The sequence below is a fragment of the Nonomuraea sp. NPDC000554 genome (assembly GCF_040300065.1).
Taxonomy (GTDB): domain Bacteria; phylum Actinomycetota; class Actinomycetes; order Streptosporangiales; family Streptosporangiaceae; genus Nonomuraea.
On sequence record NZ_JBEPDC010000003.1, the window covers coordinates 332,605 to 346,894 of the forward strand.

At 70.1% G+C, this 14,290-nt stretch carries 18 protein-coding genes; 7 read left to right on the plus strand and 11 right to left on the minus strand.

The window, feature by feature from the left end; all coding sequences use genetic code 11:
* The first annotated feature begins 19 nt into the window (after window positions 1-19).
* The gene (locus ABT294_RS08015; RefSeq protein WP_350804359.1) at window positions 20-649 is read left to right on the plus strand and encodes an NAD(P)-dependent oxidoreductase; all 630 of its coding nucleotides are present in this window, start codon (window positions 20-22) and stop codon (window positions 647-649) included.
* A 3-nt stretch (window positions 650-652) separates the two neighbouring features.
* Here the strand turns inward: ABT294_RS08015 and ABT294_RS08020 are convergent, their stop codons facing one another.
* A complete protein-coding gene (locus ABT294_RS08020) occupies window positions 653-2,059 on the minus strand; it encodes an alpha/beta hydrolase family protein (protein ID WP_350804361.1) in 1,407 nt (468 codons plus the stop codon).
* A gap of 80 nt (window positions 2,060-2,139) precedes the next feature.
* Here ABT294_RS08020 and ABT294_RS08025 point away from each other — a divergent pair, with 80 nt between their 5' ends.
* A complete protein-coding gene (locus ABT294_RS08025) occupies window positions 2,140-2,700 on the plus strand; it encodes an ArsR/SmtB family transcription factor (protein WP_350804362.1) in 561 nt (186 codons plus the stop codon).
* Between the two features lie 5 nt (window positions 2,701-2,705).
* On the opposite strand, the gene ABT294_RS08030 is transcribed toward ABT294_RS08025, so the two are convergent.
* Window positions 2,706-3,584, minus strand: coding sequence for a MerR family transcriptional regulator (locus tag ABT294_RS08030; protein ID WP_350804363.1), 879 nt, complete (start codon window positions 3,582-3,584; stop codon window positions 2,706-2,708).
* Window positions 3,585-3,629: 45 nt separating this feature from the next.
* On the opposite strand from ABT294_RS08030, the gene rplK reads away from it, so the two are divergent.
* On the plus strand, window positions 3,630-4,055 hold the full coding sequence (gene rplK, locus ABT294_RS08035) for a 50S ribosomal protein L11 (RefSeq protein WP_350804364.1): 426 nt from the start codon (window positions 3,630-3,632) through the stop codon (window positions 4,053-4,055).
* A gap of 28 nt (window positions 4,056-4,083) precedes the next feature.
* On the opposite strand, the gene ABT294_RS08040 is transcribed toward rplK, so the two are convergent.
* Window positions 4,084-5,277 (minus strand): MFS transporter, encoded by a 1,194-nt coding sequence (locus ABT294_RS08040; RefSeq protein WP_350804365.1) that lies wholly within the window; start codon window positions 5,275-5,277, stop codon window positions 4,084-4,086.
* A gap of 71 nt (window positions 5,278-5,348) precedes the next feature.
* The gene (locus tag ABT294_RS08045) at window positions 5,349-5,846 is read right to left on the minus strand and encodes a GNAT family N-acetyltransferase (RefSeq protein ID WP_350804366.1); all 498 of its coding nucleotides are present in this window, start codon (window positions 5,844-5,846) and stop codon (window positions 5,349-5,351) included.
* Between the two features lie 390 nt (window positions 5,847-6,236).
* On the opposite strand from ABT294_RS08045, the gene ABT294_RS08050 reads away from it, so the two are divergent.
* Complete coding sequence (locus ABT294_RS08050) at window positions 6,237-7,043, plus strand: class I SAM-dependent methyltransferase (RefSeq protein WP_350804367.1); 807 nt, start codon at window positions 6,237-6,239, stop codon at window positions 7,041-7,043.
* A gap of 78 nt (window positions 7,044-7,121) precedes the next feature.
* On the opposite strand, the gene ABT294_RS08055 is transcribed toward ABT294_RS08050, so the two are convergent.
* Window positions 7,122-7,466, minus strand: a complete 345-nt coding sequence (locus ABT294_RS08055) for a hypothetical protein (RefSeq protein WP_350804368.1) — start codon at window positions 7,464-7,466, stop codon at window positions 7,122-7,124.
* A gap of 332 nt (window positions 7,467-7,798) precedes the next feature.
* On the opposite strand from ABT294_RS08055, the gene ABT294_RS08060 reads away from it, so the two are divergent.
* The 3 genes from ABT294_RS08060 to ABT294_RS08070 all read left to right on the plus strand — a co-directional run bounded on the left by ABT294_RS08060 (window position 7,799) and on the right by ABT294_RS08070 (window position 10,131).
* Window positions 7,799-8,602: an NBR1-Ig-like domain-containing protein gene (locus tag ABT294_RS08060; protein ID WP_350804369.1), complete on the plus strand. Its 804-nt coding sequence runs from the start codon at window positions 7,799-7,801 to the stop codon at window positions 8,600-8,602.
* A gap of 196 nt (window positions 8,603-8,798) precedes the next feature.
* On the plus strand, window positions 8,799-9,683 hold the full coding sequence (gene sigJ, locus ABT294_RS08065; protein WP_350804370.1) for an RNA polymerase sigma factor SigJ: 885 nt from the start codon (window positions 8,799-8,801) through the stop codon (window positions 9,681-9,683).
* A gap of 82 nt (window positions 9,684-9,765) precedes the next feature.
* Entirely contained in the window at window positions 9,766-10,131 is a 366-nt protein-coding gene (locus ABT294_RS08070; RefSeq protein ID WP_350804372.1) for a DoxX family protein, read from the plus strand.
* Window positions 10,132-10,182: 51 nt separating this feature from the next.
* Here ABT294_RS08070 and ABT294_RS08075 read toward each other — a convergent pair whose 3' ends face one another.
* From ABT294_RS08075 to ABT294_RS08100, 6 genes are all read right to left on the minus strand, one after another.
* Entirely contained in the window at window positions 10,183-10,482 is a 300-nt protein-coding gene (locus tag ABT294_RS08075; RefSeq protein ID WP_350804373.1) for an encapsulin, read from the minus strand.
* 402 nt (window positions 10,483-10,884) lie between these two features.
* Window positions 10,885-11,118: a group II intron maturase-specific domain-containing protein gene (locus tag ABT294_RS08080; protein WP_350804590.1), complete on the minus strand. Its 234-nt coding sequence runs from the start codon at window positions 11,116-11,118 to the stop codon at window positions 10,885-10,887.
* Complete coding sequence (locus tag ABT294_RS08085; protein ID WP_350804374.1) at window positions 11,118-11,735, minus strand: hypothetical protein; 618 nt, start codon at window positions 11,733-11,735, stop codon at window positions 11,118-11,120. The genes ABT294_RS08080 and ABT294_RS08085 overlap by 1 nt, the downstream gene beginning before the upstream one ends.
* On the minus strand, window positions 11,728-12,981 hold the full coding sequence (locus ABT294_RS08090) for a DUF7224 domain-containing protein (RefSeq protein ID WP_350804375.1): 1,254 nt from the start codon (window positions 12,979-12,981) through the stop codon (window positions 11,728-11,730). The genes ABT294_RS08085 and ABT294_RS08090 overlap by 8 nt, the downstream gene beginning before the upstream one ends.
* Window positions 12,982-12,986: 5 nt before the next feature.
* Window positions 12,987-13,739, minus strand: coding sequence for an ATP-binding cassette domain-containing protein (locus ABT294_RS08095; RefSeq protein WP_350804377.1), 753 nt, complete (start codon window positions 13,737-13,739; stop codon window positions 12,987-12,989).
* 76 nt (window positions 13,740-13,815) lie between these two features.
* On the minus strand, window positions 13,816-14,112 hold the full coding sequence (locus tag ABT294_RS08100) for a hypothetical protein (protein ID WP_350804378.1): 297 nt from the start codon (window positions 14,110-14,112) through the stop codon (window positions 13,816-13,818).
* Window positions 14,113-14,290: the final 178 nt, after the last annotated feature.

Genomic DNA, 14,290 nt, shown 5'->3' on the forward strand with positions numbered 1-14,290 from the left:
CTCGAAGGAGCAGGCAAGCATGCGTATCACCGTGTTCGGAGCGGCAGGGAACGTCGGACGCCGGGTCGTCGCCGAGGCGCTGTCGCGCGGTCACGAGGTCACCGCCGTCGTGCGCGACCCGTCCCGCGCTCACGGGCTGGGCGCGGACGTCCGGGCCGGAGACGCCTCCGACCCCCGGGACGTCGCCCGGCTGAGCGCCGGCCAGGACGTCGTCATCACCGCGACCCGCCCCGCGCCCGGCAGGGAGGGCGAGCTGGCCGCCGTCGCCAGAGCGCTGCTGGCGGGGCTGGCCGGGACGGGCGCCCGGCTGCTGGTGGTCGGCGGCGCGGGCAGCCTGACCGTGCCCGGCACCGGCGGCACCGTGATCGACGCCCCGGACTTCCCCCCGTCCTGGCGTCCCATCGCGCGGGCGTGCGACGAGCAGCTGGCCGCCTGCCGCGCCGACGCGGACGTGGACTGGGCCTACCTCAGCCCGGCCGCGCTCCTCGAACCGGGCGAACGCACCGGCAACTACCGCCTGGGCGCCGACGAGCTCCTGGTGGACGCCGACGGCACGTCCAGGATCTCCATGGAGGACCTCGCGGTGGCGCTCCTGGACGAGGCCGAACGCCCCAAGCACCACCGGACCCGGTTCACCGCCGCGTACTGAGGCTCACGGGAGCAGCAAGCCCCAGTACAGCCCCCACGGGACGAGCACCAGCCCGCCGGCGAGCAGCAAGCCGAGCCGCGCCCGCTCCCCTCGCGGGGCGGAGGCGCGGCGCCAGGCCCGGGCGGTGAGCACCGTGGCCACCAGCGAGGCCACCGCGACGGCCTGTAGCGCCAGCCAGACCAGCGGGCGTCCGGCGAGCATCGGCCCGGGCGCGGACAGCTTGCCGCCGGTCATCACCAGGTAGAACACGTAGGAGAACGACCCGAGCACCGCCGTCAGCCCCGCGGCGCTGAGGAGCCGCGCGGCTCTCGTCACCGGCGCTCGCGAGCTGCCGCGCAGGCGGCGCACCAGGGCGACCACCGGGTAGGCGGCGAACGCCACGACCAGCAGCACCAGCGCCGCGAGCTGCACCGGCGCCGACTCCCACCAGGCCGGAGGAGCCACCGAGAAGGTCGGCGACTCCTGCACGGGAGCCGGTCCCGAGGTCTGCGCCGTGGGCGGGTCGCCCGCCGTCACGTCGCGGACCCAGGAGCCGACCAGGTCCGCGTAGCCGGGGGCGAGCTCGGGCAGCCGGGTGACGCCGCCGTCAGGGGTCTGGTGGGCGGCGTGGTCGGCGTCGGGGAAGAAGCGGAACGTGTAGTGCCGGTTGCCGCCCCGCTCCAGCGCCTCGGCGAACCTCGGCGGGCTCTCCCTGGGCGGGGTCAGCAGGTCGTGGACGCCCCAGATGCCGAGCACAGGCTGGCGGACCGCGGCGATGGTCGGCGCTGGGTCGTAGTAGGGCTCGGGGAACAGGTCGCCGTCGGCGAGCGTCCGGTAGAGGTTGGGTTCGGCCCGGTCGACGAGCGGGCCCGACATCCCGGCCTTGCGCATCCCGGCCGCGACGGCCCAGGACTGCTGACGCAAGGGCTCCTGGCTGTTCGCGCCCACGAGCACGACGAAGGCGATGTCCCGCGACTGGGAGGCCGCGATCGGAGCCACCCAGCCGCCCTCGCTGAGCCCCCAGATGCCGACCTTCGCCGGGTCCACGCCGGGCTGGGTACGCAGCTCGGCCACGGCGCCGAGCGCGTCGCGGGCGAGCTGCGCGTACGACCGGTCGAAGAGCGAGTAGTCCTCGGAGCGCTTGTCGTAGATCAGCACGGACATGCCCCTGCGGGCGAACTCGACGGCCTCGCCCAGCAGCTTGGTGCGCGGCGTGCCCGTACCGGCCCCGTGCACCAGGACGATGCCCGGCCGGCCGGGCTCCGCTGCGGCGGGCGACAGGACCGTGCCGTGCATGGCCAGGCCGCGGTCGCCGCGGAAGCTCACCTCGGTCGCCGTCAGGTCAGCGGGTACGGAGGGCGGCGGTTCGGCGGCCGCGGGAGCGGCGAACAGGCACAGGGCGGCGACCACCGCCAGGAGGCTTCGTCTCATATTGCCGACGATAGTCTGCAGAGACTTCTCGGCAAATGAATGTCGGCAGATATCCCTCTGCAGGACTAGGCTTGCTCACCATGAAGGATGAGGAGTCGTTCCTTCTCGACGACCCGGCGAGGCTCAAGGCGCTCGCCCACCCCATGCGCCGGCTCATGCTCCGCCATCTCAGCGTCCACGGCCCCGCGACCTCGACGACACTCGGCGAACTGCTCGGCGCCAAGACGGGCACGACCAGCTACCACCTGCGCCAGCTGGAGAAGTACGGCTTCATCGAGGAGATCCCCGAACGCTCGACCGGCAGGGAACGCTGGTGGCGCAGGGCCGAAGGGCCCCGAGACCTGCGGCTGCCCACGCCCGACCAGCTCGCCCCCGAGGACCGTCCGGTGCTCACCGAGTTCCACCGGGTCGGCCTGGAGGAGGACCTCAAGCTGTTCGAGCGCCTCCCCGGGCTCTACGAGCGCGACCCCCACTGGGTCAAGGCGTCACGCGGGCTCGGCCGCATGACCAGGGCGGAGTTCGAGGAGTTCTTCGAGGCGTACATGGCGCTGCTGACGAAGCACAGCCATCGCGCCGAGGACGCCCCGCCGGACGCCCGCCCCCTGTACATCCGGCTCTTCGCCTTCCCCGCCGACGACTGATCCCGTCACTCGGCGCGCAGCGCGGCCCCGATCCACCCGTACGCGATCGTCTGCTCCGACGGCCAGGGCGTGCCCCGGATGATCGACACCAGCTCCCAGAACCTGGAAGCCCGCGGGTCGTGCTCCTCGAACCCGCGCAGCAGCTCCTCCCGGCTCAGCCCGAACGCCGACAGGATCCGCTGGAGGATCACCCCGGCCTCGGTCGAGCCCGGCTCGACGCCCGCGCGCACGGCGTCCAGCGCCTCCCGCATCACCTGGACGTTGGCCTCGCGCCACGCGGCGAAATCCCGCTCCTCCCAGTACTCCTCGCTCTGCCTGCGCAGGCTGTCACGGAAGTCCTCGCTGGCCAGCAGGTCGACCAGCTCCAGCCAGGCGTCGAGCTGCGCGGCGGTCGGCTCCTCGGGCAGGTCGGGGAGCATGCACTCGCGCATCTGGGCCAGCCACTCGTGCCGCGCAGGGACGTCGCCGCCCACCTCGTGGAGGAACGCGTCGCACAGAGCCCCCAGCTCCGCCGTGCCGAGCCGGCCGAGCGTGTGCAGCCTGCGCAGGTCCTCATCGGCCGGGTCGCCGTCGCGGGCGAGGGTGGCCTTCAGCACCGCCCTGGTGCGCTGGAGCGACCCGATCTGCGTCTCGACCGCCCTGAGGTGGAGATCCAGGACGTCCCTCAACTCGCGGTCGCCGAGCGAGCGGATCGTGGCCAGGTCGACGCCGATCTCCCTGAGCGTGCGGATCAGCTCCAGCCGCACTCGGTCCTGGTCGCCGTAGAGGCGGTAGCCGGCGGCGGTGCGCTCGGGCTCGGGGAGCACGCCCGCGTCGGAGTAGAAGCGGATGGTCTTGACCGTCAGGCCCGTCAGCTTCGCCAGCCGGCCGATCGTGTAGCCCATAATTCGGTTGAGCCTCCAGTAACGGGAGACTTTAGCGTAGCCGCCATGGCAAAGAACAAGGTGGCCAGGGTCGTCACCCTGCACATCCAGGCCGGCGAGGCAGGCCCGGCGAACGTCGGCAAGGACCTCGGCCCGCTCGGCATCAACCTCATGGAGTTCTGCCGGCAGTACAACGCGCAGACCCAGGACAGTCGCGGGTTCGTCGTCCCCGCCGTCATCACCGTCTACGACGACCGCTCCTTCGAGGTCACCACCAAGCAGCCGACCACCGCGTCGCTGATCCGGCGCGTCGCCGGGCTCGACGGCGGCAGCCCGCGTCCGGGACACCAGAGTGGCGGCACGATCACCCGCGCCCAGCTCCGCCAGGTCGCCCAGGCGAAGCTGCCCGACCTCAACACCTCCGACCTGGACCAGGCCGAGAAGATCGTCGCGGGCACGGCCAGGTCCATGGGCCTGACCGTCCGCGACTGACGGCTCTCGACCGGAGCCTTCTCACCGTCTAGCGGGATCCGCCTGCCCGGTTCCGCAGCAGCCGTCTGACGCCCGGCTGGGCGGCGGCGAGGACGAGGCAGACGGCCGCCATGGCTCCCCACAGGCCCTCCGCGCCCACGCGTTCGAGGAGCTGCGCCGCCGCGACGGGCACGGCGACGGTGGCGGCGCCCCAGCTGGTTCCGTAGACGGCGAGATAGCGTCCCCTGGCATCCTCTGGGGCCAGGTCCGCGACGATCGCGAACGCGCGTCCGACCATCACGATGTCGCCGACGCTCCACACCACGGTCGCGGCCACGAAGGCCGACAGGGTGTGGGCGACGGCGTACCCGGCCAGGCCCACGGCCATGACGGCGGCGCCCACGGCCAGAGCCGCGGGCGCCGACAACGCCGCCATCTTTCTCAGCCGCAGGAGAGGCTGCCCGGCGACGGTGATGACGGCCGAGACGGTGAACAGGATGCCGGCGTCCGCGGCGTCCAGGCCGAGACGCGGCAGGGAGAGCGGGAGCGCGACCATGATCCCCATGTACACGAGCGCGAACAGCGTGCCGCAGGCGAGCATGACCATCAGCGCGGGGTCCGTCCAGGGCGAGGCCGGGGCGGGCGCCGGGGCCTGTGCGCGCCGGGCTCCGGGACGGTCCGCCGGCAGGACGACACGCACGACGATCGCGCACGCCAGGCAGGTCAGCGCGTCGACGACGAACAGCCAGCGAAGGTCCCATCGCCCCACGCCGGCCGCGATCAGCCCGGCCCCCATGCCAGCCGCGGCCAGGGCGGCGTTGAGCAGGCTGTAGGCACGCGTCCGCGCGGCGGGGCCGACCGCGTCCGCGATCATCGCCTGGCTCGGCGGCTCGTACAGCTCGAAGGCCAGCCCGAGCAGGACGGCGAACACCGCGACCAGGGCCAGCAACCCGGAGGCCGCGATGCCTAACTGCGCGACTGCGCAGCCGGAGAGCCCGAGCACGATCGTGCGGCGCCGCCCCAGCCGGTCGGCGAGGTGCCCGCCGAAGAGGCGCGAGGGAATCGTCGCGAGCCCGAACGCGGACGAGACGAGCCCGGCCGTCGTCGCGCTCACGCCGAACTCGGCGGTGATCAGGACGGTCAGGAACGACAGGGAGAACGCCCCGAGCCGGTTGACCGCCCGTGCCACGATGAGCAGCCGCACGCTGCGCGGCAGCCGCTCGGCCTGCGCGAGTACCTGCATCCACATCCCCTGTAACTGACAAAATCCCTAACGTCAGTCACAAACCCTACCGTGACCGGCCCCCGCGCCGTTCACGCGGGCACGTCGAACGAGATCCACACATCGGGCGGTACGTCGGGCAGCCCCGGCACCGGCCTTCGCTCCTCCGTCCAGCGGTCGCCGGCGATCTCGGTGGCGACGCGCCGCCAGAACCGCACGGCGGCCACGTTGGCGTCCTGGAAGGCGATCTCCCACGGGCCGGGATGCCTGGCGACCACCTCCTGGACGGCACGCAGCCCCACCCCCGCCCTCCTCGCCCCGCGCACCACGAAGAAGCTGTTCAACACGCGCGTCGGGCCCGCGAGGTTGCGGACGAACGCGAGCCCCACCGGGCGCTCACCGCTCATCAGCAGGTACGGCGCCCAGTCGGCGTCATGGAGCGCGGACTGAAGCCGTTCGCTGCGGAACGTCCCGTCCGGGTTGGGGAGCAGGCCGTAGAACTCCGACATGTCATGACGGAACATCAGCCAGAGACGCTCCAACGTGGCATGGTCGGCAGCGCTCGCGAGGCGCACAGAGATGTCAGACATCGAACTCCTTCACAGGACGAGGGGAACTGCCGCGTTGACGTCGGGCGTCCCAGAACGAAAAAAGCCTCCCGGTCGGAACGAATCCGAGCCCGGAAGGCTTAACTGACATCGAGATCATAACAGGATCACCTTGGCCTGTGACCAAGGACACTCTCTCGCCCTGCCTGGACGGCTTCCGAGAGCACTCTGAGATGCCCGCAGCCGCCCCTCAGCGGCGACCTGCCGACCGCGGGCCGCACACCTGATGGAGTGTGCCAGCGGTGTCACGAGCACCCCTCCAATGCCCTCTCCGCCCCTGCCGGAGGGACGCAAAAACCGCCACTGACCAGCACCGATGCGGCGATCACTCAATAAGATCAGAGGCGCCGACCAGCTCTTGAGGGAGACCGCGTGAACCGAACCATCCGCACCATGGATGACGTGATGGACCTGCTCGATCGGCTGTTCGCGTCAGACGCGGACCGGTGGACGGGAAACGCGTCGCCCTGGTGGGACCGCTTCTACGCCGACCGCTCAAAACCGGTCCCGTTCTTCGCGAGCAAGCCGGACGAGAGCCTCGTGTCCTACCTTGAGCGGGGGATGCTCGAACCGGGACGCGCTCTCGATCTGGGCTGCGGGCCCGGCCGCAACGCCATCCACCTGGCCTCGCTCGGCTTCGACGTCGACGCCGTCGACCTCTCCCCCACGGCTGTCGCCTGGGCCGAGGAGCGCGCCCGGGAGACGGGCGCCGACGTCCGCTTCCACTGCGGCGACGCCTTCACCGCCGACCTCCAGCCCGGCCGGTACGACCTGGTCTACGACTCCGGCTGCCTGCACCACCTGCCGCCGCACCGCAGGGTGAGCTACCTGAACCTGCTGGACCGGCTGCTGGCCCCCGGCGGCCACCTCGCTCTCACCTGCTTCGCCGCCGGGGCCATGGGCTCCGAACTGCGCGACGAGGAGTTCTACCGCGAAGGCCACCTCCAGGGCGGCCTGGCGTACACCTTCGACGAACTGCGCTGGATCTTCTCCGACTACACAGAGGTCGAGACGCGCCAGATGGAGGAGCAGCCGCCCGACGCCCCCAACTTCGGCGTCCCCTTCCTCCTGACCGCCCTGTTCCGCCGCCCGGCAACCGTTCACGCGGCCACCGGGCAGGCTGAGCCTGTGGCATCGACGGCCGCACGCAATCGCGCAGCGCCGCTCACCCACACCTGAGCGGGACATGGTGGACCTGGTACGCGCCGGGGTGCGGCGCGGCTACGCGCCGCACCCCCAGTGCCTGCCGCCGGCAGGCTAGGCGCGGCCCCCGTCGGTGATGGACACGATCGAAGCGGTCTGGAACCTCTTGTGGCCCTTCCCGTCGGACCCCACGACCGCCGTGTAGTTCTTGGTGGTCCAGCCAAGGCTGTACTTGATCTTCAGCTTGCGCTTGTTCTGGCACCGGTTGTGCCAGTACACCGTCACCGAGGTGTTGCCGTCCCCCCAGGACCAGGCGAAGCAGCCGTTGACACCGCGGTGGACGTCCGCCGAGGCCGGAGCCGCGCCGAGGCCGGCGCCGAGACTGGCGGCGGCGAAGGACGCGGCGGCAACGACAGCGACTCGGGTGCGCAGGCTCGGCCTACGAGAGCCGGTGGACATGAAAATCTCCCTCTCTGCAGTGGTGCGGTCACCTCGCCGAGGCGAGCATCAGGGGGGCATCCGCCACGATGCCACCGGCAGGGCGGGCCACCGAGCGATCTCCGTCCAAGGTTGGTCCGTTGGACATTGGACAAATCACTCCCGAGCGTCGACCTGCGGTGATCTGAACTGATTGTCGATCTGTGTCGTCGGATAGTTTGGAGGCGCTGACAGCCGCAGAGGCGCCAACAGGGGTTGCGGTGAGCGGAGGAAGAGGAGCCAAGATGCAGGCTCAGGATCGTGCGAAGCGTCGGGGACGTCAGCCGACACGGCCCGATCCGGAGTCGGGCGCGGTGGGGGCCTTCGCCGACCGGCTCCTGAGACTGAAAGAGGAGGCGGGCGATCCCTCGTACGCCGAGATGTCCTCCCGACTCGGCGCGGCGGCCTCGAAGTCGTCGCTGGCCAGCGCCGCCCAGGGGCGCAAGCTCCCGAGCTGGGAGACGACGTGGGAGTTCGTACGGGTCCTCGCGGTTGATCGGCTGGGGCATGATCTCGAGGAGACCGAACGCGAGTGGCGGGAACGTTGGGAACGCGCCAAGGCCGTCCCTGACAGCGCTGCCGATGATACGGCGGCCATCACGTCGAACGACCAGCCCGCACCCGCGCCTTCGCCGAAGCCCGCGCGGTGGAACCGCGCCCTCGTCGGAGGCCTGGCCGCGGCCGCGATCATCATGGCCGGATCGACGTTCTTCTATCTGACGACGAACACGGGCCAGGATGCTCCCCCAGCAGCGCCGACAGCGAGCGCGCCCGCCAGGGATGACTCCGAATTCGTGGGCGACGTGACGTACCCGGACGGCTCGAAAGTTCGGCAGGGCCTGCCGTTCACGAAGGTGTGGAGGATCCGCAACACCGGGACGACGACCTGGGAGGGCAGGCATCTGGCTCGCATCAACGCCGGGCCATGCCGATCACCCAAAACGGTGGCCATACCGCCGACACCGCCCGGCCAGACCGCGGACATCGCGGTGAAGGTGCAGGCTCCGGACAAGCCAGGGAACTGCCGCATCTACTGGAAGATGACCGACGCGCAGGGCCAGGAGCTGTTCCCGCACAAGCGCCCGGTGTTCCTGGACGTTCGAGTAGGCGCGCCCTGACCTGCGGGTTCATCGTCCAGGCCGTTGCGAGGGAACTCTCCGGACCGTACCGGCGTCCGTCCTGCTCGTCGTCGGTGTCCGGCAGCGCCGCCTGACACCGACCACTGCCCCCTCCTGGAGAGCGGGTCACTAGGCTGCTCCCTGAGAGCCGCGTCCGAGCGCCGCCGTTGGCGTTCCACCGACGAGAGGGGCCGCGATGCCCAGCGACACGGCGGTACGCAGGCCCGCGGCCGAGCGGACGTTCGCCGAGCACCGCGGTCTGCTGCACGCTGTGGCGTACCGGGTGCTGGGCAGCGTCACCGAGGCCGAGGACGTCGTGCAGGACGCCTGGCTGCGCTGGAGCCGCGTCGACGTGGCCACCGTCGCGGACGCGGAAGGCTACCTGGTTCGGGTGGCCACCAGGCTGGCGATCGACCGGCTTCGCAGTGCGCGCGTGCGGCGAGAGTCGTACGTCGGGCCATGGCTGCCCGAGCCGATGCTCACCATCCCGGACGTCGCCGAGAACGCGGTACTCGCCGACTCGGTGTCGACCGCGATGCTGTTCGTGCTGGAGAACCTGTCCCCGATGGAGCGCGCGGTGTTCGTGCTGAGCGAGGCCTTCGGCTACAGCCACGTCGAGATAGCGCGGTTCGTCGGGCGCAGCCACGCGACGGTGCGACAGACCGCGCACCGCGCCAAGAAGGCGATCGAGGCGCGCCGCCGCCGCTACGACACCGACCAGGCGACGAGGCAGCAGGCCACCGAACGGTTCCTGGCCGCCTGCCTCGGCGGCGATGTGAAGGCCCTGATGGAGGTCCTGGCGCCGGACGTGACGATGGTGAGCGACGGCGGCGGCCTCACCGGTGCGCCCCGCAAGCCGATCCATGGACCCGAGTACGTGGCCCGCGCGATCGCCGTCCTTTCCAAGCGCAGACCGGACGACTCGCACGCCCAGGTGCTCCAGGTCAACGGCGGCCCCGGGATCGTCATCTACTCGGGACGCACGCCGGTGCTGGCGATCACCTTGCACCTGCTGAACGGAGCGATCGAGACGGTACACGCGGTCAGCAACCCGGAGAAGCTGACCGGCGTCACGCCGTGACCCATGTCACACGAGGGCACGTCACTCCGTAGGACGCTGCCTCGTCCGTGAGACGACCGTTCTCACGTACAAGGAGACCTTCGTGTTCGCTGCCTACCTCGTGGTCACCCTCCTCGCCTCGGCCGTCAACGGCCTGGCCGCCATCGCCAACGTCATCGGCCACGACTACCCCAAGAGCCAGGCGGACATGCTGCGCGTGCCCCGGTCCTGGATGCTCCCGTTGGGCGCGCTGCTGGGGGCGGGGGCGCTGGGGCTGCTGGCCGGAATCGCCGTACCGGTGCTGGGGACGCTCGCCGCCGCCGGCCTCGTCCTGTACTTCCTCGGCGCGTTCGGCGCCCACCTGCGGGTCCGCGACCACCACTTCGGCCCCTGGGCCGTGTTCTTCTCCCTGGCGGTAGCCGCTCTGGCCGTGAACCTGGCCTACCACGGGCCGTTCGGCCGCGCATGACCACCAGTGGCGGGCCGGCAAGCCCGCGGGTATGGCCGATCGGGAGCGCCTCTACTGCGACATCGTCACGATGGCCTCGCCGGTGCAGACGAGGAAGGTCAGTGTTTCCTGGAAGTAGAGCTGCACGCTCGTGGCGTCGTGCGTGAGGTAGCCGATCGAGACGTCTTGGCCGATGTGCAGCTCGAAGTCGCCCCCGCGGGTCGACAGCAGGAACGCGCCGTCGATGACGGGTGCCCAGATGATCTCGCCGTCCATGAGGGCCGACGTCGCCGACGCGGCAAGCCGGGCAGGAACAGCCTGATCCTGACCAAGCGGAAGGAACACCTCCAACGCCTGGCCGCCGCCCTGCAAGACCGGGACGTGGCCGAACGCTACTGCGCGGACGACCAGGCAGCGCCTGGACCAGCGGTGAGCACCTCATTCTCAGCCTCACCAGCGAGGCGGAAGAGGACGTCGAACGGTCGCTGTCGGCGCTCGCCGGCATCCGTGCCGAACTGGCCGCCGGTGATCTGCGACCGCTCTCCCTTGCCTGGCTGTCGGCCTACGGGACGTGGGAGCGCGACGAGGACGCCTTCGACTACGCCGAAGAGGACCAGTCGGAGCCGCCCATCCCACCGGGACTGAGTTCACTCAGTGCGCCACAACGTGCCCTGGCCGACTTCCTGGGCCTGGACGACGACCTCCTCCCGGCCGCCGAGGGCATCCCACCAGCGCAAGCCGTACGGCATGACCGGAAGGCCCTGGCCGCCTGGATCAGCACTCTGCCCGCCGAACGCAAGAATGCGCTCCTCGGTAGTAGGCGGACCAGCCCCGGGTGATCGAGTTGAGCCTGGCGATGACCGCCATCGCGTTCGAGCTGCGCAAGGTGCGCACCTTATCGTGAGCCGGCAGGCGCACAAATGGTCCGTTGTAGCGAGTTCGTCTGCGCGGCCACTTCGCGATGCTAGAGGCCGCAGACCTGCTCGCCGCCGACCTCCACACCTTCATCACCGAGCTCGCCTGACCCGGCTCCCACGCCAGGCGACCAGAACGAGGCCCGTGGCCAGCAGGAGGAACGAGGCGAACCACGAGTACGGCACGCTCGCGTCGAGCTTCGGCACTGCCCAGGGCAGGACCTCATCGTCCGCCACCGCAAACACATACATGGGCACCGCCGTCACCAGTGGCGCCACCCAAGCCAGCCGCCAGCCGAACACCAGACCGGACAGGCATCCCACACCCGCCCACCAGGCGAGATTTCTGAGTGCCGCGCCCGCCGTGTCCCACGCTCCGCCGGCCGCCAGCCCGAGGCTCATCCCAGCGGCGGAGAGAGCGAGGAACGCGGCGAGCTGGCCAAGGTTCATCCGTCGTACGCTACGGACGGCGAACGCCTCGAAATCGCCCATTCCGCTGTGCAGGCTCATGACCGTCAGGCATGCGAACGGTAGGGGCATGAGCACCGAGACCGGCACCGGCGTGGGCAGATGCGTCAACGCCTGGGGAAAGCTCACCGAATAGCGGCCCCACAGACCAGTGACTACGGTGAGCACGGCCAGCGAGGCCCCGAGCGCGTGAAGGCCGCGGCTGCGCGCGAACGCGTGCCACGGCCGGAATTCCTCACGCACGGCAACCGGCCTTCGCCGTCGCGAGCTGCTCCTTGATCCAGACGCGCTGCGCCGGCTCGGGCCGGGTCAGAGCCGCGTCCACCTCCGTGCTCACCTCGGGCGGGAGCATGAACGACGGTTCGTCGCCCACCGACCGTAGGCCATTCGATCTGGCCGCGAGCCACACCCAGATGCGGCCCGCTGCGGTCAGGCGCTGCTCGACCTCCGTCTGCGAGCCGTCGGTGCACCCACGGAAGGAAGGCATCGCGGCGATGGCCATGTCGGCAATCATCGGCTTGGTTACGGCCAGCGCGGTGAAGCTCGGGCCGTCACGCAGTCCTTCGTCGTAGAAAACCGCAGGCAGCGGAACGGTTTCGCCCGCCGCCTTCCGCAACGCTGTTGCGGCGAGAAGGGCCTCATCGAGATATGCCCGATTCTCCGGCCACAGACACACTCGGGGCCCGGCAGAGACCTGCCCGCAGACGGGATCGGCCACCGGAGCCCGCGGCATCTGCAGCGGTCCGGCAAACACCAGCCAGGCGAGCGTCGCTACGGCGGCCAGCACGACCGACGTCGTCTGCCAACGGCTCTCCCCTCGCCGACCGGACTCCCTGGCACGCCGCGCCGCCGCGACCCTCGACGGCAGCGTGACCGCGAGCAGCAGGCAGACCGCCGCGAAAACTGAACGGGCGGCCATAACGCCTGGACTGAGCACCAACTTGGCGGGCCCGGTCACGACCGACAGCTCAAACGGGGCGTTCGGGGGCGCGACGAACCCCAGGACCAGCATCACCAGTCCCACCAGTGGCGCCGCGAACCTGAACGTGGTCAGCCGCCCGACCAGGTGCCCTACTGCCACGCTGAACGTCAGCGAGGTCAACGCCAGCAGCAGATAGCTGGGCCAAAGGAAACCAGGCCCGATTCGCGCGATCACCACCAACTCGATCACGACCGCGATGAGCAGGAGTCCAGCCCACGCATAGATGAGTGTCCCAAGGAGATGAACGGATTCCACCTGCCAGGGGCGACGCGCGGTGGCGTCGAGCTGCGCGCGCAGTCCCGCGCGACGATCCCGCTGCGCCGACCAGGCCGCCGCCCCTGCCAGGATCGCCACGGCGAACCGGGTGGCCGCGAACGCGGTCGTCGCGCTGACCTCCGGCCACACCTGCCAAGTGTCCGACCACGCCCAGGCGAGCGCTCCACCGGCAGTCAGCACGATTGGCAGCCCCCACCGCATCATTGATCTGCGCAGTTCGATCCAGATCATCCAGCTCATACGGCCGCCGCCGCGGAACGCAGGGCCGTGATGTATCCGGCTTCCAGCGGGGTGTCGCCCGGCACCCCCGCGACCGCCTGGGCCGCGAGTTCGGCGGGGGTTCCGGAGAATGCCACCCGGCCAGCCGCGATGACGTGCAGTGATGTGCAGACCGCCGCCACGTCCTCCACGAGATGCGTACTGAGCAGGACCGTCGCGGTCTCCGCGAGCCCCCGCACTAGTTCCCTGAACTCCAGTCGCTGCTCGGGGTCGAGGCCGACCGTGGGCTCGTCGAGCAGTACGAGTTCGACGTCACCGACAATGGCCTGCGCGATCCCGGCCCGCCGCAGCATCCCGCCCGACAGCTCACGCATCCTGCGCGAGGCGTACCGCGCGAGGTCGACTCTCTCCAGCGCCCGCATGGTGTCGGAGTGCGCGGACGGCTGTGGAACCATCCTCAGCCAGGCGCAGTAACGGACGAACTCGTACACGGAGAAGTTGCCGTGATAACCGAATTCCTGTGGCAGAAAGCCAATCTTCTTCCGCGCTTCCCTGGCCGCCCGGTCGCCGGTAATTACCTTGCCCAGCAGACGTAATTCTCCGCTCCGGTGCGGAGCGATTGTCGCCAGCGTCGTCAGAAGGGTGCTCTTCCCTGCGCCATTCGGACCGAGAAGCGCGGTGATGCCGCCCTCGACCCGCATACTGAGTCCCGAGATGATCGTACGCGCCCCGTACCCCTGCACCAGTTCCCGCGTTTCGAACCCGCGCATATCACACTCCTCAGAAAAGAACGTGCGAACACGCCGAGCCCGGTATCGCAGCCCAGGCCCGGCGTCGATCTCGACGTTATCGGGTCATAACATCGATGTGAATCAGCAGGGAGTCGCAGGTGAACTCTCTGGAGGACTTCTGCGACGACGGCATGGCGATCCAGCCGGTCCAGTAATCCGCCTGCCAGTCACAGTCCCAGACACCCTGCCACTGCCCCGTACCCGTGCAGCTCACCTTTCCGTACGTCTTACCCTCGTACTTAGAGCACGACGGCATCGCCGACGCCGACGTTGCGCCCAACGCGACCGCCATGCTGGCGGTCGCGGCGACCGTGACCAGTCCGGCGGCAATGCGCCGAGTGATACTTCGCATGGTTTCCTCTCCCTTTGATTGGAAACTCGAGCCAGCCGCTCGAGCATCCTGCCGTCCGTTCGAGGAAGAACGTACGATCATGATCGCATAATCATCGTATATGCCGAGTGCATGGGCGCCGAGCTGCCTGGCAGGCTCATGCGAGCCGGGGAAAGGCTCAGGCTTATCGCCGGTAAGC

What these genes read in the sequence shown, in the direction of transcription:
- ABT294_RS08015 (WP_350804359.1), top strand. Translation starts at nt 20, where the DNA reads ATGCGTATCACCGTGTTCGGAGCGGCAGGGAACGTCGGACGCCGGGTC.
- ABT294_RS08020 (WP_350804361.1), bottom strand. Translation starts at nt 2,059, where the DNA reads ATGAGACGAAGCCTCCTGGCGGTGGTCGCCGCCCTGTGCCTGTTCGCC.
- ABT294_RS08025 (WP_350804362.1), top strand. Translation starts at nt 2,140, where the DNA reads ATGAAGGATGAGGAGTCGTTCCTTCTCGACGACCCGGCGAGGCTCAAG.
- ABT294_RS08030 (WP_350804363.1), bottom strand. Translation starts at nt 3,584, where the DNA reads ATGGGCTACACGATCGGCCGGCTGGCGAAGCTGACGGGCCTGACGGTC.
- rplK (WP_350804364.1), top strand. Translation starts at nt 3,630, where the DNA reads ATGGCAAAGAACAAGGTGGCCAGGGTCGTCACCCTGCACATCCAGGCC.
- ABT294_RS08040 (WP_350804365.1), bottom strand. Translation starts at nt 5,277, where the DNA reads ATGCAGGTACTCGCGCAGGCCGAGCGGCTGCCGCGCAGCGTGCGGCTG.
- ABT294_RS08045 (WP_350804366.1), bottom strand. Translation starts at nt 5,846, where the DNA reads ATGTCTGACATCTCTGTGCGCCTCGCGAGCGCTGCCGACCATGCCACG.
- ABT294_RS08055 (WP_350804368.1), bottom strand. Translation starts at nt 7,466, where the DNA reads ATGTCCACCGGCTCTCGTAGGCCGAGCCTGCGCACCCGAGTCGCTGTC.
- sigJ (WP_350804370.1), top strand. Translation starts at nt 8,799, where the DNA reads ATGCCCAGCGACACGGCGGTACGCAGGCCCGCGGCCGAGCGGACGTTC.
- ABT294_RS08080 (WP_350804590.1), bottom strand. Translation starts at nt 11,118, where the DNA reads ATGAAGGTGTGGAGGTCGGCGGCGAGCAGGTCTGCGGCCTCTAGCATC.
- ABT294_RS08090 (WP_350804375.1), bottom strand. Translation starts at nt 12,981, where the DNA reads ATGATCTGGATCGAACTGCGCAGATCAATGATGCGGTGGGGGCTGCCA.
- ABT294_RS08095 (WP_350804377.1), bottom strand. Translation starts at nt 13,739, where the DNA reads ATGCGCGGGTTCGAAACGCGGGAACTGGTGCAGGGGTACGGGGCGCGT.
- ABT294_RS08100 (WP_350804378.1), bottom strand. Translation starts at nt 14,112, where the DNA reads ATGCGAAGTATCACTCGGCGCATTGCCGCCGGACTGGTCACGGTCGCC.